General features: G+C 42.2%; 20 protein-coding genes. 5 read left to right on the top strand and 15 right to left on the bottom strand.

The features are described from left to right. Positions 1 to 19 precede the first annotated feature (19 nt). Positions 20 to 286, bottom strand: a complete 267-nt coding sequence (gene rpsO / locus H3V01_RS01470; protein WP_025330297.1) for a 30S ribosomal protein S15 — start codon at positions 284 to 286, stop codon at positions 20 to 22. An 87-nt stretch (positions 287 to 373) separates the two neighbouring features. Continuing rightward, positions 374 to 1,297 (bottom strand): tRNA pseudouridine(55) synthase TruB, encoded by a 924-nt coding sequence (gene truB / locus H3V01_RS01465; RefSeq protein ID WP_100126402.1) that lies wholly within the window; start codon positions 1,295 to 1,297, stop codon positions 374 to 376. An 815-nt stretch (positions 1,298 to 2,112) separates the two neighbouring features. Here truB and adhP point away from each other — a divergent pair. After that, the gene (gene adhP / locus H3V01_RS01460) at positions 2,113 to 3,126 is read left to right on the top strand and encodes an alcohol dehydrogenase AdhP (RefSeq protein WP_025330295.1); all 1,014 of its coding nucleotides are present in this window, start codon (positions 2,113 to 2,115) and stop codon (positions 3,124 to 3,126) included. Positions 3,127 to 3,191: 65 nt separating this feature from the next. Here adhP and nagZ read toward each other — a convergent pair whose 3' ends face one another. The 11 genes from nagZ to H3V01_RS01405 all read right to left on the bottom strand — a co-directional run bounded on the left by nagZ (position 3,192) and on the right by H3V01_RS01405 (position 15,366). Further along, positions 3,192 to 4,289: a beta-N-acetylhexosaminidase gene (nagZ, locus tag H3V01_RS01455; protein WP_232332572.1), complete on the bottom strand. Its 1,098-nt coding sequence runs from the start codon at positions 4,287 to 4,289 to the stop codon at positions 3,192 to 3,194. Positions 4,290 to 4,456: 167 nt separating this feature from the next. Beyond that, on the bottom strand, positions 4,457 to 5,926 hold the full coding sequence (locus H3V01_RS01450; RefSeq protein WP_198186414.1) for a DegQ family serine endoprotease: 1,470 nt from the start codon (positions 5,924 to 5,926) through the stop codon (positions 4,457 to 4,459). A gap of 86 nt (positions 5,927 to 6,012) precedes the next feature. Then, a complete protein-coding gene (nth, locus tag H3V01_RS01445) occupies positions 6,013 to 6,654 on the bottom strand; it encodes an endonuclease III (protein WP_198185785.1) in 642 nt (213 codons plus the stop codon). A gap of 12 nt (positions 6,655 to 6,666) precedes the next feature. Further along, on the bottom strand, positions 6,667 to 7,317 hold the full coding sequence (locus H3V01_RS01440; RefSeq protein ID WP_198185784.1) for a thermonuclease family protein: 651 nt from the start codon (positions 7,315 to 7,317) through the stop codon (positions 6,667 to 6,669). Positions 7,318 to 7,479: 162 nt separating this feature from the next. Continuing rightward, positions 7,480 to 8,148, bottom strand: a complete 669-nt coding sequence (rpiA, locus tag H3V01_RS01435) for a ribose-5-phosphate isomerase RpiA (protein WP_037393496.1) — start codon at positions 8,146 to 8,148, stop codon at positions 7,480 to 7,482. Positions 8,149 to 8,235: 87 nt separating this feature from the next. Further along, positions 8,236 to 8,718 (bottom strand): 2-C-methyl-D-erythritol 2,4-cyclodiphosphate synthase, encoded by a 483-nt coding sequence (gene ispF, locus H3V01_RS01430; protein WP_084553989.1) that lies wholly within the window; start codon positions 8,716 to 8,718, stop codon positions 8,236 to 8,238. Further along, positions 8,715 to 9,422, bottom strand: a complete 708-nt coding sequence (gene ispD / locus H3V01_RS01425) for a 2-C-methyl-D-erythritol 4-phosphate cytidylyltransferase (protein ID WP_198185783.1) — start codon at positions 9,420 to 9,422, stop codon at positions 8,715 to 8,717. The genes ispF and ispD overlap by 4 nt, the downstream gene beginning before the upstream one ends. After that, entirely contained in the window at positions 9,419 to 10,159 is a 741-nt protein-coding gene (gene dnaQ / locus H3V01_RS01420) for a DNA polymerase III subunit epsilon (protein ID WP_232332571.1), read from the bottom strand. Before dnaQ ends, ispD begins: the two co-directional genes overlap by 4 nt. A gap of 602 nt (positions 10,160 to 10,761) precedes the next feature. After that, entirely contained in the window at positions 10,762 to 12,135 is a 1,374-nt protein-coding gene (locus tag H3V01_RS01415) for a TolC family protein (RefSeq protein ID WP_370570112.1), read from the bottom strand. 102 nt (positions 12,136 to 12,237) lie between these two features. Next, complete coding sequence (locus tag H3V01_RS01410; protein WP_198185782.1) at positions 12,238 to 14,175, bottom strand: MacB family efflux pump subunit; 1,938 nt, start codon at positions 14,173 to 14,175, stop codon at positions 12,238 to 12,240. A gap of 3 nt (positions 14,176 to 14,178) precedes the next feature. Next, the gene (locus H3V01_RS01405; RefSeq protein WP_198185781.1) at positions 14,179 to 15,366 is read right to left on the bottom strand and encodes an efflux RND transporter periplasmic adaptor subunit; all 1,188 of its coding nucleotides are present in this window, start codon (positions 15,364 to 15,366) and stop codon (positions 14,179 to 14,181) included. Between the two features lie 845 nt (positions 15,367 to 16,211). Between H3V01_RS01405 and coaD the strand changes: the two genes are divergently transcribed. After that, on the top strand, positions 16,212 to 16,727 hold the full coding sequence (coaD, locus tag H3V01_RS01400) for a pantetheine-phosphate adenylyltransferase (protein WP_025330283.1): 516 nt from the start codon (positions 16,212 to 16,214) through the stop codon (positions 16,725 to 16,727). A 100-nt stretch (positions 16,728 to 16,827) separates the two neighbouring features. Here the strand turns inward: coaD and H3V01_RS01395 are convergent, their stop codons facing one another. Then, complete coding sequence (locus tag H3V01_RS01395; protein WP_198185780.1) at positions 16,828 to 17,178, bottom strand: antibiotic biosynthesis monooxygenase family protein; 351 nt, start codon at positions 17,176 to 17,178, stop codon at positions 16,828 to 16,830. Between the two features lie 231 nt (positions 17,179 to 17,409). Then, entirely contained in the window at positions 17,410 to 18,303 is an 894-nt protein-coding gene (locus H3V01_RS01390; RefSeq protein WP_041879106.1) for a LysR substrate-binding domain-containing protein, read from the bottom strand. 105 nt (positions 18,304 to 18,408) lie between these two features. On the opposite strand from H3V01_RS01390, the gene H3V01_RS01385 reads away from it, so the two are divergent. From H3V01_RS01385 to H3V01_RS01375, 3 genes are all read left to right on the top strand, one after another. After that, the gene (locus H3V01_RS01385; RefSeq protein ID WP_080690438.1) at positions 18,409 to 18,813 is read left to right on the top strand and encodes a CidA/LrgA family protein; all 405 of its coding nucleotides are present in this window, start codon (positions 18,409 to 18,411) and stop codon (positions 18,811 to 18,813) included. Positions 18,814 to 18,848: 35 nt separating this feature from the next. Continuing rightward, positions 18,849 to 19,538 carry an LrgB family protein gene (locus tag H3V01_RS01380; RefSeq protein ID WP_041879103.1) on the top strand — a complete coding sequence of 230 codons (690 nt, stop codon included), beginning with the start codon at positions 18,849 to 18,851 and terminating at the stop codon, positions 19,536 to 19,538. 179 nt (positions 19,539 to 19,717) lie between these two features. Beyond that, a complete protein-coding gene (locus H3V01_RS01375; protein ID WP_198185779.1) occupies positions 19,718 to 21,088 on the top strand; it encodes an NAD-dependent succinate-semialdehyde dehydrogenase in 1,371 nt (456 codons plus the stop codon). Positions 21,089 to 21,166: the final 78 nt, after the last annotated feature.

Here is a 21,166-nt window from a genome sequence, read left to right as displayed (position 1 = left end):
TTTTTCAGATGGAGAATGCTTATTTACGCAGACCCAGACGTGCAATCAATTCGCGGTAGGTATCCGGTTTAGTGCGGCGGATGTACGCCAGCAAACGACGACGGGAGCTAACCATTTTCAACAGACCACGACGGCTGTGATGGTCTTTCGGGTTAGCTTTAAAGTGACCAGTCAGATCATTAATACGGAAAGTCAATAACGCGATTTGTACTTCAGAAGAACCAGTGTCCCCTTCGGCACGTTGATAATCTTTAATAATTTGTGCTTTTTGTTCAACAGATAACATGTAATTTACTCTTAAAAAAAGCCTTACGGCAGACAAGTTGGCCAAGCTAATATATGTCATTAACAAATACCAACTCCGGATACATATTTAACTGATATAAGCCGTATTCATCAGACGCAGCACTTTCAAACGCCTGCTGGGAGCCTGATATTGCACCAGCCCGATAAAGCGGCCATCAACAGCATAAATACGCAAGGGGCACATTGTGCCATAATTTTGCTCAGAATGCACGGCTATACCATGCTGTAACTGCAAAATATCTTTATCATTCAGAGTGACAGCCGGAAAATGTTGTACGAGTACATCACAAGGCAAAAGCCAGTTATCCCGTGCAGCTTCATCCAGATTACTGATTGCTGCAAGTGAATGAGTCTGTTCAATGGTAAAGCCGGCAGTAGCAGTGCGGCGTAATGCAGTCAGATGCGCTACAGTTCCCATATGTTTGGCCATATCTTCAGCCAGAGTACGTATATACGTTCCCTTACTGCAACGTACATTGATGACAAGCCGCGGGAAAGTAAATTCAATAATATCTATCTGATAAATCGTTACCTGACGGCTTTTACGTTCGATGGTGATACCCGCACGGGCATATTCATATAATGGCTTACCCTGATATTTAATAGCTGAATACATAGGCGGTGTCTGAGTAATTTCACCACTAAAAGCAGAAATGGCTGCCTGTACCTGCGCCAGTGTAATCACTGTATCGGCAGTGGCAACGATTTCACCTTCAGCATCACCTGTGCTGGTAGCCGCACCCAGCTGTAAAGTCGCTATATAAGCTTTATCTGCATCCAGAAGATACTGAGCAAATTTAGTTGCTTCTCCAAAGCATACGGGTAACAAACCTGTTGCCAGCGGATCCAGTACACCGGTATGCCCTGCTTTGGCCGCACCATATAAAAAGCGTGCCCGCTGCAAAGCACTGTTACTACTCATTCCGCTGTCTTTATCGAGTAACAGCACACCATTAAGAACGCGTTTGCGCCGGCTAGTCTGGGTATTCATGATGTTGTTTATCTAATTTCAGTTTCAAGGTCATTAGGCGAGCGCATCATAACATGCTTTATCCGGCCTATTCAGGATTAGTCGCTTTTTCGATCAGAAACAGGCTTGAGAACCGGTACTGGCTTTTAAAATTACCGGCTCTGCCGATAACAGAACTTCGGACATCTATATTTTCAAACTTAAAAACTGACTATAAAAGCATCTTATCAGGATGCACACAGATGACATAATTACCAGATTTCACTATCAGTGAAATCTGCGAACCCAGATAGGTGTATGAATCAGATGTATATGCCGGTAGTCATACTATTCATGATTTCCAGCGATGTTTACCCATGTGATAGTTAATTTTGCATACTGTTTTATTGTCTTAATTTAGGTGTGCAGCCTCTATGCAGATTTTATGTTTTCTTACCTGAGCAGATCTGATTAGTAGGATAATAGCAAAAAGGAATCATTGAAATTTATTAAAATTTCTTATAAGTATATGGTATTTTGCTGCAATTAAGTCTTACGCAGATGCTTTATTTAGAGTTACAATTATTTTATATACCAGTGCTGGTACTGCACTGATATATCTGTCAGAATAACTGGTAGAAAATAAATATTTTAATCCTGTTTTAAATGACATTTAATGGGTAATATGAGGTACATTTACACCTCTGAATAATTTTCTGTCATTTTTATTCAGGATTATATTTATACCGGTATCGATTTTATCCGGTAAATGATTTTCTGGTTGTACCGGTCTGTTTATCTGAGAACAGAAACTAACAGACTAAACACTTCTTCTTTACTGATGAAAAGGGTTCATTATGAAAGCAGCCGTAGTAACAAAAGACAAAAAAGTTGCCATCCAGGATAAAGCTGTACGCCCGCTGAAAGCCAATGAAGCATTGCTGAAAATGGAATGCTGTGGCGTTTGCCATACCGACTTGCATGTAAAAAATGCGGATTTTGGCGACGTAACTGGTGTAACACTGGGACATGAAGGTATTGGGGTTGTAACTGCTGTAGGTGAAGATGTTACTTCTTTAAAAGTGGGTGACCGTGCCAGTGTTGCCTGGTTCTTTGAAGGCTGCGGACATTGTGAATATTGCAACAGTGGTCGCGAAACCTTCTGCCGTGAAGTTAAAAATGCCGGCTATACTGTAGACGGTGGTATGGCTGAAGAATGTATCGTTGTAGCAGATTATGCAGTTAAAGTACCGGACGGACTGAGTTCTGAAGCAGCCAGCAGTATTACCTGTGCCGGTGTGACAACCTACAAGGCAATCAAAGTATCACACATCCAGCCGGGTCAGTGGATTGCGATTTATGGTCTTGGCGGTTTGGGTAATCTGGCGTTGCAGTATGCCAAAAACGTGTTTAATGCTAAAGTAATTGCTATTGATGTTAATGAAAAACAACTTGAGCTGGCACGCGAAATGGGCGCAGATATGACTCTGAACCCTGCTAAAGAAAAAGTAGAAGAAATCATTCAGGAAAAAGTAGGTGGTGCTTATGCTGCTGTGGTTACAGCTGTAGCTAAATCTGCTTTCAATTCAGCCGTAGCTTCTGTACGTGCCGGCGGACGTATTGTTGCGGTAGCATTGCCAGTTGACACTATGGATCTGAATATTCCGCGTCTGGTTCTGGATGGTATTGAAGTGGTAGGTTCACTGGTAGGTACACGTGAAGATTTGCGTGAAGCATTCCAGTTTGGTGCAGAAGGTAAAGTAGTACCAAAAGTAACTATGCGCCCTCTGGAAGATATCAATGATATTTTCGATGAAATGACTGCCGGTAAGTTTACTGGTCGTATGGTAATCGACTTTAAAAATGCCTGATATCTGTTAGGCAGTTTAAAAAAGCCATAGTCTGACTATGGCTTTTTTGTTGTCCGGAGAAATAATTAGCAGGCTTCGCCTACCTGAACACCATTGAGAGTGTCCTGAGCAGAGGCCAGACTGGCTACCAGTTGCTGAGCTGCCTGAAATTCAGGTGTCTGCATAGTAGCAACATATTCTGTTGCACTCCCCTTACCGGCAATCATCTGCCAGCGCTGTGCCAGCCGGCTGATATCCGGCCAGACAAAATCGGTCAGCAGATTATCTACCCAGTCTGGTTTATTACATACCAGAGCAATATCACAGCCGGCACCAAAAGCCTGCGCTGTACGTGCATGGATATCACCGGCGCAGCTGGCTCCTTCCATAGTTAAATCATCAGAGAAAATCACTCCGTCAAACTGCATTTTATCGCGTAAAACACCCTCCAGCCAGATAGTGGAGAATCCTGCCGGTTCTGTCGGATCAACTTTAGGATATACCACGTGTGCGGGCATGAGTGCCGGCATACCATTATGAATTAAATCTTTAAATGGCTGTATATCATCAGCCCATAATTCTTCCCAGCTGCGGTTATCTTCCGGCAAGGTAAGATGGCTATCACCACTGACTGCCCCATGCCCGGGAAAATGTTTGCCACAGCAAGCCATACCACCACGAGCCAGACCACGTTGCAAAGCTACTGCCAGAGAGCTGACTACAGCCGGCTGCTGATGAAAACTGCGATTACCGATAACAGCACATTCACCCCAGTCCAAATCCAGAACAGGCGTAAATGATAAATCTATGCCACAGGCACGTAATTCAGTAGCCAGCACCCAGCCTACTGTTTCGGCCATTTTGTCGGCCATTGCTGCACCATGCTGTTCCCAGCACTGTCCCAGAGTACGCATGGCCGGCAATCGGGTAAATTCGGGAATAAAGCGCTGTACCCGCCCGCCTTCATGATCAACAGCGACAATAAGCTCCGGTGTTCTTAATGCTTTAATTTCCGCAACCAGCTCGGTTAACTGAGCACGGGACTGATAATTGCGCCGGAACAGAATCACACCGCCAATGGCCGGATGACATAAACGTTCACGTTCGGTATCACTTAACCTGAACTCTGCCATATCAGCCATAACCGGACCACGTGCTAATGCTTTGGGATGTACTGACAACATAAATTATTCCAAAATTTTTCTGAATGAATCGCGTGGTCTGACCAGAAAGTGATCCATCATTAACAATGGAACAATTAAAAAAACCTGCATAATGGTGTAAACGACCTGTACGATTAACTAATAACCCAACTAGAACATATCCTAAAAACAATATCTTTATGAAAAAATTACGGCAACATCATAGCAATAAACAAGGTATTGTTTGCACGCCTGATTAACAGAGGTACATTTTTTCCACTGGCTGCTACTGCATTATCAAAATCTTTTTCGTCATGTACCAGTTTCTGACCAACGGCGATAATAATATCGCCACGACGTAAATCTACCTGTGCAGCCAGCCCGCTGATGTCTTCAATAATCAGCCCCTGAGCTGTTGCCCGCAATACCAGACCGAGACGGTGTTCGGCAAAACTGGTTCCGTCAGTTGGCATAATGGTACTACTGGCAGAACTGGCCGGATTAGCTACAGCCGGAGACACATTATCCAGCGTTACCTTGATTTCTTCTTTTTGACCTTTACGCCAGATACCCAGAACGATTTGCTTACCTGGTGGCAGTAAACCAACTTTCACCGGCAAATCGCTTGAATTTTTTAGCTCATCACCATTCACACTTTGTACGATATCACCGGATAATAAGCCTGCTTTAGCAGCCGGTCCGCCGGCAACAACTTGCGTAATCAGTGCACCATTAGCTTTATCCAGACCAAAAGATTTGGCCAGATTATAGTTGACTTCCTGAATAACTACCCCAAGCCGGCCACGCTGTACCTTACCTGATGTTTTCAATTGTTCGGCTACATTCATAGCCACATCAATCGGAATGGCAAAAGAAATACCCATAAAACCACCACTGCGGCTGTATATCTGTGAGTTAATTCCTACTACCTGTCCCTTAAGATTAAATAATGGTCCGCCTGAATTTCCGGGATTAATAGCCACATCAGTCTGGATAAACGGCGTATAGTTTTCTTCCGGCAGACTCCGTCCTTTGGCTGAAACGATGCCGGCAGTCACACTATTATCAAAACCAAACGGCGCACCAATGGCCGCTACCCATTCTCCGACTTTTAATTCTTCAGGATTACCCAGTTCTACAACCGGTAATTCATCGGCATTGATTTTTAATAATGCAACATCAGACTGAGCATCAGCACCAATCAGTTTTGCCTGAAATTCACGTTTGTCATTCAGTAAAACCTTAATATTATTCATACCGTTGACTACATGAGTGTTGGTAAGAATATAACCATCCTTACTGATAATAAAACCTGAACCAAAATTATATTCATCATCATTTGCCTGCGGGGTTTGCGGTACATTTGGCAAAAGGCGTTTGAAGTATTCGTAAAACGGATCATTGTCAGGCAAAGCATCCGTACCGGCTTCATTATCGATATTACGGTTATTGCGTGTAGCCTGAATATTGACTACTGCCGGACCTTGCTGGTCGACCAGCCGGGTAAAATCGGGCAACAACATAGCTACCTGATTGCTGTTCCCATCAGTACCGGCAGGTATTTCCTTCACAAAACCCTGACCGTCCTTATTTTTGCCAAACCATTGTTCCAGCCTGTCACAACCTGCTGCTACCAACAACACTGACAAAATTGCCGTCAACATATATTTGCGATTTATCCGCATCCACTTCCCTAACTTTTTTGTTTTCTTACACAAGCAAAGATTAATAATATTGTAACGAAAAGAGGCGTTAAGTTACACAATCAGACGGTTAAAGTCGTCTTTGCCGGGTACTCGCACAAATCATTTATCAGACATTGCTCACACAGCGGTTTACGCGCTTTACATATGTAACGTCCGTGTAAAATAAGCCAGTGATGTGCATTAAGTCTGAACTGTTCCGGCACCACCTGCATTAATTTATCCTCAACTTCACGTACCGTTTTACCCGGTGCCAGACCAGTACGATTACATACTCGGAAAATATGCGTATCTACTGCAATCGTTGGATGACCAAAAGCTGTATTCAACACGACATTAGCCGTTTTTCTCCCTACTCCCGGCAATGCCTCCAGCTCTTCTCTGGTTTGCGGTACATCTCCGTTATACTGCTGTACCAGAATCCGGCAAGTTTCCATCACATGTTTGGCTTTGGTTTTATATAAACCGATGGTCCTAATACACTCCATAACTTTATCTATTCCTAACTCCAGCATAGCTTGTGCCGTGGGTGCCATTCGGAATAAATGTACAGTGCATTTATTGACAGAAACATCCGTTGCCTGTGCCGAGAGCATAACAGCTATCAATAATTCAAATGGTGAATGATATATCAGCTCTGTAGTCGGATTCTGACAGACGGCCTGCAAACAAGTGAATATTTTCTTGCGCTTTTGTGCATTCATGAAATTAAACCATTATCGGTTTTTTTGTTGCTGACGAAACTGCCACGGTGCTATTGCACTGGCATTGTGCCATAAACCGAGACGATTTTGGCGCGCCTGTATCTGAACACTCTGATAACGGCCAAAACCTAATCGATCCTGCTGCTTTTTAGCAATTGAGTCGTAATGCCATGCATATCCCTGCTGAACCATCCATAAGTTAATATCTGCATTATTTAATATAATCTGACCAACCTCACGCTGATACTGATCTATAGCAACCACATTGACATCAACATACTTACCCTCAATACGTGTTTTTAAGGCATCACGACTGGCTATACCATAAGCTTGTTTGATTTCCGGCGCATCAATATTAGCCAGACGAACTTTATGCGTATGCCCGTCCTTGTCTCTGATATGCACAGTATCTCCGTCATGCACACTGTCAACATTACCGGAATAGCGTCCTTTACTGGCTACTGCCCACTTTTTTCCTCTTACAGGCGGCTTACCATTAAGCAAATCCTGTACAGAGCGCACAATACTGTCCGCTTTCTGTGTCCATTCCGCTAAAGGTGCAATTATACTTTCCGGCAACCACACTTTAGCGATGGTCAGAATAACAGCCACCCAGACCAGAATTTTACGCCAGTTAGTCAGAATTTTTTGTCTTTTATGCATTTATCAGAAAACCACATTGTTAAATATACCCGGCCTGAACAGAATAAATCACAGACAGTAAAATAAACCCTTAAAACAACAGCAGCCAGCTACCCTTTTTTCAGGTAACTGGCTGCGCAGATATTAATTAATTGTAATATTAAATACTTCTGTGCAGCGAATTCAGACTCTGGCAGTTAATACCTTGACACCATCGCTGCAACCCAGCACCAGTAAATCAGCCGGATGGTGAGTAAACAAACCATTTTCCACTACACCGGGTATCTTATTAATGGCATCTTCCATTTTAATCGGCTCATCAAAGTTCAAATTAGCTACATCCAGTATCTGATTACCATGATCAGAAGTAAAACCCAGACGCAGTTCAGGCTCTCCGCCAAGTTTCAGTAGCCGGCGCGCTACCAGTGAACGAGCATTGGGCGTCACTTCAACTGGTAACGATACATGACCAAGACGACTGGTATATTTACTTTCATCAGCAATACAAATGAATTTCTCAGCAGCACTGGCAACAATTTTTTCATTTAACAATGCACCGCCGCCACCTTTAATCATCTGCAATAAATGATTGATTTCATCAGCTCCATCAATATACAGTGGTAAACCATTCACTTCATTGAGTGTTACTTCTGGAATACCAAATTTTTTCAAAGTTTCACTGGTCAGGGCAGATGTGGATACTGCACCTTTAATCTGCTTTTTACTTTGTGCCAGTGCCTCAATAAAAAAATACACGGTAGAACCGGTACCAATACCCAGATACTCGTTTTCATTGACATATTCAACTGCTTTTTGCGCTGCCTGACGTTTCAACTCATCCTGTGTGGCCATTCTACTGCTCCTCGATCAGCTTAACTTTAAGTACATTTCAAACAATAATTATTCCTGCACGAAATTATAACTGATGCCGCAACAGGATTAAACTGCCGTCAACAATACGACTGCCTGAGCCTCAATAGCTTCCTTCCGCCCCAGATAGCCTAATTTTTCATTGGTTTTACCCTTAACATTTACTGCATCCACAGCTATATTCAAATCAGCTGCAATATTTATGCGCATCTGATCTATATAAGGACGCAATTTCGGCTCCTGAGCAATAACCGTACTATCAACATTGACCACACGCCAGCCGGCAGCCCGAACGGCAGCACAGGCACCGCGTAACAGTACACGGCTATCGGCATCTTTATTTGCAGCAGCTGTATCCGGATAAAGCTTGCCAATATCACCTAAAGCGGCTGCACCCAGCAGTGCATCGGTAATCGCATGCAATAGCGCATCTGCATCAGAATGACCAAGCAAACCTTTATCAAAAGGAATTTTTACGCCGCCAAGTAACAATGGTCGTCCGCTAACGAGCTGATGCACATCATAACCCTGACCAATTCTTAAAGAACTCATTTAATGGTATCCTGCTGTAAAAAATAGCTAGCCAGTAACGCATCCTGTGCACTGGTGAGTTTCAGATTGCGTATATCCCCTGCTACCAGTAATGGAGCCAGACCAAGCTCCTCTACGGCAGAAGATTCGTCTGTAATCACATCCAAATCTGCCTGTGCCAGTGCTCTGGCCAGAATATCGGTACGAAACATTTGTGGAGTCTGAGCCTGCCATAAACCTGTCCTGTTCACTGTCCGGCTTACCTGCTGTTGTTCATCTGCCTGTTTAAGCGTATCTGCTACGGGAAGCGCCAGTAACCCGCCTACCGCATGATTTTGCACAGCAGCTAATAAACGTTTTACAGAATCCGTACTCACACAGCAGCGAGCGGCATCATGTACCAAGATCCAGTCGTTATCCTGTACATTAAAATATTTTTGCGCCTGCACAATCCCATTGCGCACAGTTTGCGCCCGAGTCGCTCCGCCACAACGCAGGATATGCACATTCGGAGGTAATAAATCTGCCGGATAGACAGCATCGATATATTCATCCTGTTCTGATACAACAATCAAAAACAGATCAATTGCACTGATTTGTGCCAGTCGCGACACTGTGTGCTGTAATACAGTCTGACCAGCTAAAGTAACATATTGTTTCGGACATCCGGCACCAAAGCGTGCTCCGACACCTGCGGCAGGAATCAGTACTACATGCCGGGTCATACAGATTTATCTCCGTTATTTTCCTGCCATTTCCGCCATATACAGGGTTCACCAACTATTTTATCCAGTGACTGCAAATAAGCTTCATGTTCAGCCAGTTCTTCTGCACTGGGTTCCACTATTGTTAACCCAGTATGTTTTATCTGATATTTGCTGTCTGCAATCTGATTTTCACTGGCAGCAGCAGTAGCCATCAGTTCATCTACCAGACTGAACTGGCTTCGGGTCATGGCCAGATAAACTTCACCAAGTAATTCACAGTCAATCAGTGCACCATGCAGTACACGCTTACTGCGGTCTACTTCCAGCCGCGTACATAAAGCATCCAGTGAATTTTTCTGTCCCGGATATTTATCACGAGCCATTTTGAGCGTATCAACTGTCCCACTGGTAATCGTTTTAATTTTGGACATACCCAGACGCTCAAACTCCATATCCAGAAAGCCTTCATCAAACACAGCATTATGAATAATCAGTTCGGCACCATGCAGGTAGTCGGCAATCTGCTGAGCCACACCGGCAAACACCGGAGCATTCATTTCCTGTAGCTTTTCCAGTGTAATTCCGTGTACTGCCACAGCTTCGTCTGGTATATCGCGCTCAGGATTAATATACAGATGCAGATTATTTCCGGTGAGGCGCCGGTCTACCATTTCTACACCGGCAAATTCAATCAGGCGATCACCATTGTTTGCATACAGTCCGGTGGTTTCAGTATCAAGAATAATTTGACGCATATTGATTCAATGCTTTATGCGGTTGAACACCGCTGACTTAAAACTCCGATAATACTAAAAAATCAACTCCGGTGCATAACAGCCGTCCGTGCCGGTAAAACAAATCACTCAGCAGGCAAACCCAGCAGATGACTATTACAAACTAATAGTTATCAAGCGGTTTTATCCGGATAAAACATTATTTTTGGGTATTTTTTGTCATAGTCTCTATTAACGGGTATATATACCACTATTTATTTTTCTTTTAAAAACAAAACTATAAATAAAATTCTCATTTATTTTTGCAAATAATAATAACTATCATTTGCAATTAGAAAATATTTTGTTTATGATGCATCTATGTTCACGAAACGACACAAATATTCACAAATATTTTGCAGCCATTTCTGAACATATTCACAGATTTAAAATAGATTGTTTTTGTTCAACAATTTATTTAGCACTTTTCTATTGGTAGTGGTTTGTGTTCCTTTTTGCGCCCCCTTTTTGAGGGGCGATTTTTTTTGTTAGTCATTAGTGTAATAAAAACAGAAAAATAATTCAATTATCAACTAACCTATAAAAAGCCGGCCTGTATATTTTCAAACAGGCCGGCTTGAATATTATTGCGGCTGATAGCGTCCGGCCATAGCCTGATAAATCAGATTTTCATTTTGCAGGACACTATAACGGTTGTTTAACACATTTTGTGCCGAAGAATACTGAGTATTCAATGCATCCAGCCAGTCACTAAGCGGATTAGTACCGTATTGATAGCGGGCATGGTAGTAGCGACTGTTTTTTAAATCGTACTGGTATTTTTGTTCATTATTGGCCAGTGTATTGCGGCTAAGCGTGTATTGCCGGTAATAGCGTTCAACTTCATTAAGGGCGGTAGTCAGAGATTGTTCAAAAGTCAGTTTTGCACTTTCAAAATCTGCCTTAGCCTGTTTGTTTTGCCAATACAGAGTCTGCCAGTCGAGAAAAGGCAAATTTACATTAACACTTGCCGTACCGACTGGAAAATGTAAAGCCGAAGAAGCAGCCTCAGAACGCGAATTAACCGCACCATTCAGACTAATACTCGGATACCAGCTACGTTTAGTTGCCTGCTGACTGGAAAAAGCAGATTGCAAACGATATTCTGCCGCACGTAAATCAGGGCGATTAGCCAGTACAGACAATGGCACATTCAGATTCACTTCACTCAAATGAATCTGATTTAAAGGTGTTGGCTGAATATCCGTTACCTCACCCGGACGCTGATTGAGTAAATTATGCAGATTCTGCAATACTTCCAGCCGGTTCTGCTGCAATGAGGTCAGATTATTCTCTGCGCTCAGTAACGATTGTTTGGCATTAGTAGCATTAATGCTGCTGACTTTACCTACCTGATACTGTGCCTGAGAGATTCTGGCAATCTGCCGGTATTGTTCAATACTGTCTTTAGTTAAACTGATTGCACCATCAATGTAGGCAAGATGAAAATAATTATCGACGACACTATTAATCAGTGAGAGTCTGCTGGCGGCCAGATCCTCTTCACTGGCCTGATATTTCCAGCGTGCCGCATTGGTATTGGCACGAATCTTCTGCCATACGTCCAGCTCATAACTTAATCCGAGCTGGCCGGTAAAATTACGGCTGGACACCCCGCCATGTTTCAAATCTTTGGAGCTGCTGGCGCCAAGAGAACCACTTGCATTCGGTACCAGGTCTACTGCTGTCAGACGGGCACTATAACGTGCTTTTTCAGCTGTCAGTGCTGCCTGACGCAAATCAACATTATTAGCCAGCGCAGTATTTACCAGCTGATTCAGAGTGTCATCATGGTAGATTTCCCACCAGTTAGCATTAACCTGATACTGGGCAGCAATTTCTGCACTGCTTAGCATTCCGGCTTTATGCATGCTTTGCTGCGGATAGGAACTATGCGTAGCACAGGCGGTTAACAGCAGACTCAGACTGAGCATCCATACTACGCTGCGTTTTTTCACAAAATTATCTCTCATCATCGTAACTTTTTATTCTGACGCTTACTGCATTTATCAATGCAGTACAGCCATTTCCGCCAGATTTAAATTTCAGCATCAACACAATTAATCGCGTGACAGCGCGTCAATAGGATTAAGCTGCGAAGCACGTTTTGCCGGCATAAAACCAAACAGCACACCAATTACACTTGAACAAACTACAGCCATCACAATAGAGATGGTTGAAAATGACATGGCAAAATCTGTTGCCAGCAAATTAAATAGCATACTGATGGCAAACGAAAACAGTACACCAACCAACCCGCCAATCAGACAAATCAGCACCGCTTCAATCAGAAACTGTTCAAGAATATTGTGCTGACGTGCACCGATAGCCATGCGTATACCAATCTCCTTCACCCGCTCGGTTACCGATACCAGCATGATATTCATCACCCCGATACCGCCTACGACCAGAGATATCAGCGCAATACTTGATATCAGCAGAGTCATGGTGCCGGTAGTACTTTCAATTGTCTGCTTAATAGTGTCACTGTTACGGGTAAAAAAGTCCTCTGTACCATGACGTACTTTCAGTAATTCAATAATGCCTTTTTCTGCCGTTTGTGAATTGACATTATCTTTTACCTTCACCGTAACTGAAGTAATGTATTTAGAGCCGGAAATCCGGTTCATCAGCGTGGTATAAGGAGTAAACAGTTGTAAACTGTCACTGTCCGAAAAGCCGTTATTATTGGGTTCTGTTACTCCGATAATACGCAATGGCCGTTTATTAAACAGAATAACCTTTCCCAGCGGATTAGTACTATCTGCAAACAATTTGTTTTTGGTATTGTCATCAATTACGACTACCTGACTGTTCTGAGTTACATCATCCTCATTAAACAGCCGGCCAAAAGCAAGCTTGATACCACGTACATCAAAATACTGGTCACCTACACCGTATAGCTGAGCTGAAAGAGACTGATTATCATAAGTCAGCGTACCACTGGTATTAACACCCGGAGTGACACTGTCAACATAGTCCTGTTGCTTCAGAACCTCTGCATCACCAACAGTCAGCGTTTTAATACGGGAAGAACGGCGATCCCCATATCCGTAACCCGGATATACGGAAACCGTGTTTGTGCCCATAGCATTGATATTTTCAAGAATTTTTTCCTGCGACCCTCTTCCCAGTGCAACTACCGACACCACTGAAGCAATACCGATAATAATGCCGAGCATCGTAAGAAACGAGCGCATCTTATGCGCCATAATCGCCTGAATAGACATCAGAAAAGATTCAAAAAACTGATCACGGTAAAAATGCCATGAATTACGCTCTTCAATACTCTCAATATTGCTGGGCGGTATATCTGTATTCTTACTGTGGTCAGCGATAATCCGTCCGTCACTAATTTCAATTACCCGGTTAGCATTAGCAGCAATTGTCGGATCATGTGTAACCATCACAATGGTATGACCGGCATCATGCAGTTTATGCAGGATTTCCATCACGTTTTTTCCGCTACCGGTATCCAGCGCACCTGTTGGCTCGTCCGCCAGAATAATTTCACCGCCGTTCATCAGCGCACGGGCAATACTTACCCTCTGCTGCTGACCACCGGACAGTTCACTGGGACGGTTTTCTTCCTTACCGGCAAGCCCGAGCTGAGCCAGCAACTCATCCGCCCGTTTCATTCGTTCATCGTATTCCATACCGGCATATACAGCCGGCAGGGCTACATTTTCACGTGCTGTTAATGTGCCGAGCAGGTTATAGCGCTGAAAAATAAAACCAAAGCTGCGACGGCGCAAAGCGGCCTGTTCATCTGCGGTCATAGCAGCAGTTTCTACGCCATCAATTTTGTACGAACCGCTGGACGGCACATCCAGACAGCCAATGATGTTCATCAGAGTAGACTTACCCGAACCAGACTGACCGATAATAGCTACAAAATCGCCTTTTTCTATGCTCAGATTAATATCTTTGAGCACCTGAACCCGGTTTTCACCAGTGCCGAACCAGCGATTGATTGCCTTAATTTCCAATAAACTCATGGCTTACATTCTCGGACCGCGCATTTTCGGCTCTTTGCTGACACCATTTTTGGCGTCTGCCTTGCTCAGCGCAGATAAAACTACCCGGTCACCCTCTTTTAGGCCTGATTTCACTTCTGTGCGCATACCGTCTGTAATACCAGTCTCAATCTGTTTTTCCTGAACCTGCTGATTATCGCCCAGCACTTTCACCACTTTTTTACCACGGTTATGCCTGATTGCCTGATTCGATACAGTCAGTACATTTCTGACAGATTTCACAAAAATATTATTCTGAGTAGTCATCCCAATGTGCAGTGTGCCGTCATCATTCGGAACCAGAGCCCGGGCATAGTAATAAATAGCTGTATCAGTTGTATCCGTACTGGTGTCATAACTTCCCTGAGACATCTTGGTTAACCCCGGATCTACTGCTTCAAGAGTAGCTTTACGCACTTTGTTATTGTCCGCCAGCGTAGTAAAAGTTAAATGCATTCCTGCCTTAACCTTACTCATGTCGCCCTCGGCAATCTGCATTTTATTCAGCATTTTGCTTAAGTCAGCCAGCTGTACAATCGTAGGGGTATTCTGGCTGGAGTTCACAGTTTGTCCCTCTTCTACCGGAATGGATACAACTGTACCGTCCATTGGAGCAGTAATGCGGGTATAGCCTAAATCTGCTTCTGAAGTATTAATGGCAATCTGTGTTTGCCGGATTTGTGACTTCAGCTCAGCCACGTTAGCCCGTGCTGCGGCCAGATTATCCTGAGCATTATCAAAATCTGCTTTAGAGGTAGCATCCTGCCCCATCAGCGCGCGTTCACGGTCAAATGCACGCTGCTTCATTTTCAATGCAATTTGAGCAGATACCAGCTGAGCACGATAAGTATCTAGCTTAGCTTTATTAGTGTTGAGGGTATTTAACTGGGTAGTGGAATCAATATCAGCAATCAAATCACCTTTTTTAACCTGCTGACCCAGTTTGACATACAGTTTTTTGATCTGGCCGGAAGCCTGAGCACCGACATCAACCAATTGTGCCGCCGCAATTTCTCCTGTGGCATTAACTGTCTGCATGATATCGCTGCGGCGAACATCATCTGTCACAAAATTCATCTGGTCTTTAGGTTTAAAAAACAGGCTCCATACAATAGCAGCCAGCACCACCACAACTAACAACCATACAAACCTTTTAACCCATTTTTTTTTCATTTGCTTAATAATCCGTATATCACTCAAATTTTGCTCTAATTAATAAATTTAATAAATAGCGGCAAAAGATTAAGATTGTAAAGGATGAAAACCATTCTCATCAATATATCATGTTAGTTATTAATATCTGATATCCATTATCAATTTATGAATATTAAATAATAATCCAAGATCATTATAAAATCATATATATTAAATCGTTAGCTCGCTTAAAAAAAATAATGATAAAATTTTAAATGATTTCAACCAAATAAACATTTTACTGATACTCAAATATGAATAAGAGTCTGAAAATATATTTAACTGTTCATTGGCTACAGGGTCGCTGCTCCATATCGAAATTCTGCTAATAAAAACATATAGTAGTTATTAAGAAAAACCACCACTACAAATACAGCAGAAAAAATTAAAGGATTCCTCTTTTTTAAGTATTTTTTAATAAAATCAATATAAAAAATTATATAAATAGAAATTAAAAAAACTCCTCTTTTTATATGAACCGTTAAAATAAAATGACGAAATCTCATCTGAATATTCACATATGGCAAAATTAAGCAGGCAAACTACTTACTATTTACACTATTAAAACAAAAGTGATTATTTTATAATATTTCATATTATTCTTTTGAATTCTTTACCTTTATTCGGCTTAATATTTCTTTCCCTCATAAAAAAACATTTATGTTTTGACAATGCACACACAACTGATTAAGCTGCGCAGCTTTGTATTAACGACATTGAATAAAATAATAACTGTTTACAGTTAAATCAATCATGTTCAGCAGATAATATCTGCATACTGGTTATTTTCCGGCACATGAAAAAGCAGTTTGGAATAAGCAACAATGACTAATTCAACTACCCGCCGTGCAGTCTATGCCGGCAGCTTTGATCCCCCTACCAATGGTCACTTATGGATGATTCGTGAAGCACAACCATTATTTGATGAACTAATCGTCGCTATTGGTGTTAATCCGGAAAAAAATGCCACATATTCAGTTGAAGAGCGCAAAGAAATGCTTCAGGCTATCACGGCAAATTTTCCCAATGTTAAAATCTCCAGTTTTCAAAATCAGTATCTGGTTAATTATGCGCGCAGTATTGGTGCAGATTTCATTATCCGCGGTATCCGTACCGCTTCTGATTATGAGTATGAGCGTTCCATGCGCCATATCAATCATGACTTACAACCGGAAATTTCCACTATCTTCCTGATACCGCCGCGTGAATATGCCGAAGTGTCATCAACCATGATAAAAGGCATGGTCGGCCCGCAAAACTGGCAGGCCATGATTCGCCGTTATGTCCCTGATGCAGTTTATGAAAAAATTATGCAAGACCATATGTACACTGAGAATTGAACAGACAGAATGATCCGGACAGTCGCAACCTGCGTGCCCGGTTCAGAGACTGATTTTGCATTAATCTTGATTCTTGAATAATAGGATAGCTGATTATCAGCTACCCTATTCCATCTGGTTTTAAAACAGAGGATTCAAAAAATTTTTCATATTCAATTTTGCAAATACGAATTGAATATTCTTCGTACCATTGTTTAATACCCATTTTTTTCCCTTCTATATGCAGAGTATGGTTTTTCCATTTATCAATAGCCTCTAGTGTTCGCCAGTATGAAACTGTAATACCAATTCCTTCTGTATCTCTGACACTGTCCGCTCCCAAAAATCCTTTTATTTTTTCGGCTTCAATTAATAAATTTTGTGCCATCTCTGAGTAGCCAAAATCTCCCGAGCTGCGTTTAGAGGTAAAAATAACGGCATAATAGGGTAATTCAAATACTTTACTGATCATTTAAAACCTCTTTATTCTTGATTGCCGTATTGTGTAAGGGAAAGTGATAAAAGAGATTTTTCGATTATTATATAAATTTATCCCCAGCTAATTTTTACAATAACTCTTTGTAAAAAGATAAATCGTTATCATTCTGCAAACAATAAAGCCAGCTATATTTCAGGCTGCTGTTTGTCATTGGTTACTTTTTTCTGCATTTTCCAATACTCTGCTTACTTATACGTTGAACAGTTATTTGGAAAATTCCTCTCTGATAACTTTAAGCCATGCTTTTACAGCCGGTGTCAGTTTTTTGTGACGAGGCCACGCCATAGACAAACTCCAGTTAATTGCCGGATCGGTTAACGGAACTGCTGCAAATATTTTATCGTCAAATTCATCCGTATAATAACTGGGCAGTAAAGCAATGCCCATTTCTTTTGCTACCATATCACGCAAAAGTTCCCACTGGCTGGTACAGCAAACCACATTTGGCTCAAATCCCTGATCACGACAACCATTAACAACACGTTCAAATAAAACAAAACCGCGACTAAACAAAATAAAAGACTCATCACGCAAACTACGCAAAGACATAGATGCAGGTATCTTTGCTAACCGTTTACGCGGAAACAGTACCATCATCGGGTAATCGCATAAAGGAATATAATCAAATTCATCACTTACCGGTAACAGTAACTGACCTACATCCAGACGGTTATCCAGCAAGGCTGCTTCAATATCACGAGTACCGGCTTCAATAAAAGCCAGCTCAATATCCGGACATTGCTGATGGAAATTAAAAAAAGCCGGTGTTAGCAAACGGCTCCCTAGTAACGACATACCGATACGCAATGTACCCAATTTTAGTTCACGATAATCTTCTACCTCCTGTTTCAGCAACGACACCTGATTAAGTATCTGTAGGGAATATTCATATACACGCTTACCAATTTCAGTTGGCAGTACCTGACGCTTGCGTCCATTTTCTCCTTTCTGCAGTAAGGCTACATTTAAATCATTTTCCAGTGCGTGAATTATTTTGCTGATACTCGGTTGGGATAATGCCAGTTTTTCAGCAGTAACTGAAAAGCTGTGATTTTGAACCAGAGTGACCCAGCATTGAAGTGCTTTTATATCAATCATAAATATTCAAAAAAAGAATAATAATAAAATTATAATTCATATTATGCCTAATAAGGCTAATTATAATGAGTGGTTTCCAATAATTGGCTATAAGGAACAGCCATAATGAATATGTTACACCTTCGCATGGCAAACTGCTTACATATATGCGCACAAATTTTACTAATCATTTTATTTTGGCTGATAGGGCTTGGTATCGAAAAAGCTGCCCATATCCCTTTATCTGCCGGTGTAATCGGATTGTTTCTGGTATTGCTGTTATTACAGCTTAACATATTGAAATTATCATGGATCGCCAGTGGCGCACAGGTTTTGCTGGGTGAATTAATGTTGTATTTTATGCCTGTTCTTATTGCAGTGGTTCAATACAAGGCATTGTTTGCTGCTGAAGGATGGCAATTGGTTATTAGTATCGTAACAGGTACATTTCTGGTAATGAGCAGTACTGCTCTGACCTTAAAATACTGCTATCGTCTGCGCCGTGTATGGATTAAACATCGCCATGTCTGAACTGGCCATATTTAATTTCTAACTGGATATCTGTTATGAATATAATTGCTGCCGGCTGTTTTATCTGGACAATTGCATTGTATGCACTGGCAAAAAAATGCTATCGCGCCAAGCCAGTTATATTTTTGTCACCCGCCATTACTTTTAGTGTATTAACCATATCCCTCATGCAATGGCTGGATATCAGTTATACACAATATAATCAATATACACGTTATATTTCCGGCTTACTTGGTCCTGCCACTGTTGCTTTTGCCATTCCGATTTATCAATATCGTGATGTAATGAAACGTCAGTTACCGATTCTGATGACAGCTATTATTGTGGGAATGTTTGTCGGAGTGGGTAGTGCTTATCTGATGGCTCGACTATTTCATTTTAACCACGAAGTGACTTACAGCCTCATGGCACGTTCCGTATCTACTCCGTTTGCCATTGAACTCGCAGACAAAATTCATGGTTCAGCCGCGCTGGTATCCGTATTCACCATCATAACCGGACTGGTAGGCATGCTGTTTGGTGATATCACACTAGCTTTCAGTCGCAGCCGGCTGCATCTGGCCAATGGTGCTGCTTTTGGTAATGCCGCACATGGATTTGGTACTTCGCGAGCAATTCAGCGTAATGCCGACGAAGGTGTGGTTGCCAGCCTGACTATGATTCTGGCAGGTTTATTTATGGTGCTGGCCGGACCTTTAATAGTGAAAATCATAGTCTGGTTATAATAAAGATAAGCTGCTTTACATAAACTTTACCGCTGCCGTACAATCATTAGCGGCTTCTGTTACTATTTCTTAATTGCGTTAAAGCTGTTCGGGCATGATTCGGACAGCCGCTTTCTTCTGCTCTGCATTTTTACAGACAAATTACTCTTATCTATTACATCTGTGGAGGATAGCTAAATATGGCTTATCAATCTATCAATCCGTTTACTGGCGAGCTGGCCAGAACTTTTTCCAATCATACTAATGCTGAGGTAGAAAACGCACTGACTCAGGCTCATACTCTGTACAAGTCTGAATGGTCGCAACCGGAAAACATCGGCGAAAGACAGGCATTACTACAACGCCTGGCTGAAATTATGACACGGCATCAGGAAAAAATTGCCCGTATTATCACATTGGATATGGGTAAGCGTATTGCAGAGAGCCGTAACGAAATTGTTAATTGCATTGAAATTGTCCAGTACTATGCAAAACAGGCTGCAGAATTGCTAAAACCGGCAGCCTATCCGAGCAAACTAGGCAAAGGCTGGGTGGAACATCATCCAATTGGTATCATTCTGGCAGTTGAACCATGGAATTTTCCTATTTACCAGCTTATCCGGGTTATTGCACCGGCTATTGCTGTAGGCAATCCGGTTGTAGCCAAACATGCAAGTAATGTTCCGCAATGTGCGCAACTAGTGGAAGATCTGCTGCATGAAGCCCAGGCACCAGCCGGTACTTATACCAATCTGTTTGTAACTCCGGAGCAGATAGAAACCATTATCGGTGACAAACGTGTACAGGGTGTGGCTCTGACAGGCTCAGAAGGTGCCGGCAGTATTGTAGCCGGACAGGCTGGCAATAAACTGAAAAAATCTACTATGGAACTGGGCGGTAACGATGTATTCGTTGTCACAGATGATGCAGATGTAGTAGCCGCCGCACATACCGCAGTAGCAGGTCGCTTGTTTAACGCCGGTCAGGTATGTATTGCAGCAAAACGTTTTATCGTGCACGAAAAAGTGGCTGAACAATTCACCCGGATTGTTCAGGAAGATTTTGCCCAGGTAGTGATGGGCGATCCGCTGGATGAAAATACGACACTGGCACCACTTTCATCTCGTAAAAGCAAGGATACATTACAAGAGCAGCTTGATGCTGCCATTGCCCATGGTGCTAAAGTATTATGTGGTAACAAACCTGCTGAAGGCAATTTCTTTACCCCTACACTGATTACAGATATCAGCCGGGATAATCCGGCCTACTTTGAAGAGTTTTTCGGTCCCGTGGCACAGTTATATATTGTAAAAAATGACGAAGAGGCAATTACACTGGCTAATGATTCTAATTTTGGTCTGGGCGGAACTGTTTTCAGTAAAGATATTGAACGCGCTAAAAAACTGGCTTCGCGAATTGAAACCGGCATGGTGTTTATTAACCGCTTCGGTGATTCCGTGGCTGAATTGCCGTTTGGCGGAATTAAACGTTCAGGCTTCGGACGTGAACTAAGTGATCTGGGCATTAAAGAATTTGTTAATCACAAACTTGTGGTACTTGCACAGGACTAATCATCCTATTTATGCAAAAAGCAGTCTGTTTATACAGACTGCTTTTTTTAGATAATAATCAGTTACTGGCCATAAAAC

This window comes from Snodgrassella sp. M0351, assembly GCF_016100575.1.
GTDB classification, from domain to species: Bacteria; Pseudomonadota; Gammaproteobacteria; order Burkholderiales; family Neisseriaceae; genus Snodgrassella; species Snodgrassella alvi.
This window is presented reverse-complemented; position numbering and strand designations above follow the sequence as displayed.

Excerpts from the sequence above, each read along its gene's own strand:
- rpsO (WP_025330297.1), bottom strand. The coding sequence starts at position 286 with ATGTTATCTGTTGAACAAAAAGCACAAATTATTAAAGATTATCAACGT.
- ispF (WP_084553989.1), bottom strand. The coding sequence starts at position 8,718 with ATGAGTTCTTTAAGAATTGGTCAGGGTTATGATGTGCATCAGCTCGTT.
- H3V01_RS01405 (WP_198185781.1), bottom strand. The coding sequence starts at position 15,366 with ATGAAAAAAAAATGGGTTAAAAGGTTTGTATGGTTGTTAGTTGTGGTG.
- rpiA (WP_037393496.1), bottom strand. The coding sequence starts at position 8,148 with ATGGCCACACAGGATGAGTTGAAACGTCAGGCAGCGCAAAAAGCAGTT.
- nagZ (WP_232332572.1), bottom strand. The coding sequence starts at position 4,289 with ATGTTGTCAGTACATCCCAAAGCATTAGCACGTGGTCCGGTTATGGCT.
- H3V01_RS01380 (WP_041879103.1), top strand. The coding sequence starts at position 18,849 with ATGAATATAATTGCTGCCGGCTGTTTTATCTGGACAATTGCATTGTAT.
- adhP (WP_025330295.1), top strand. The coding sequence starts at position 2,113 with ATGAAAGCAGCCGTAGTAACAAAAGACAAAAAAGTTGCCATCCAGGAT.
- H3V01_RS01440 (WP_198185784.1), bottom strand. The coding sequence starts at position 7,317 with ATGCATAAAAGACAAAAAATTCTGACTAACTGGCGTAAAATTCTGGTC.
- H3V01_RS01395 (WP_198185780.1), bottom strand. The coding sequence starts at position 17,178 with ATGATCAGTAAAGTATTTGAATTACCCTATTATGCCGTTATTTTTACC.
- ispD (WP_198185783.1), bottom strand. The coding sequence starts at position 9,422 with ATGACCCGGCATGTAGTACTGATTCCTGCCGCAGGTGTCGGAGCACGC.
- truB (WP_100126402.1), bottom strand. The coding sequence starts at position 1,297 with ATGAATACCCAGACTAGCCGGCGCAAACGCGTTCTTAATGGTGTGCTG.
- dnaQ (WP_232332571.1), bottom strand. The coding sequence starts at position 10,159 with ATGCGTCAAATTATTCTTGATACTGAAACCACCGGACTGTATGCAAAC.
- H3V01_RS01385 (WP_080690438.1), top strand. The coding sequence starts at position 18,409 with ATGAATATGTTACACCTTCGCATGGCAAACTGCTTACATATATGCGCA.
- H3V01_RS01390 (WP_041879106.1), bottom strand. The coding sequence starts at position 18,303 with ATGATTGATATAAAAGCACTTCAATGCTGGGTCACTCTGGTTCAAAAT.
- nth (WP_198185785.1), bottom strand. The coding sequence starts at position 6,654 with ATGAATGCACAAAAGCGCAAGAAAATATTCACTTGTTTGCAGGCCGTC.
- H3V01_RS01410 (WP_198185782.1), bottom strand. The coding sequence starts at position 14,175 with ATGAGTTTATTGGAAATTAAGGCAATCAATCGCTGGTTCGGCACTGGT.
- H3V01_RS01375 (WP_198185779.1), top strand. The coding sequence starts at position 19,718 with ATGGCTTATCAATCTATCAATCCGTTTACTGGCGAGCTGGCCAGAACT.
- coaD (WP_025330283.1), top strand. The coding sequence starts at position 16,212 with ATGACTAATTCAACTACCCGCCGTGCAGTCTATGCCGGCAGCTTTGAT.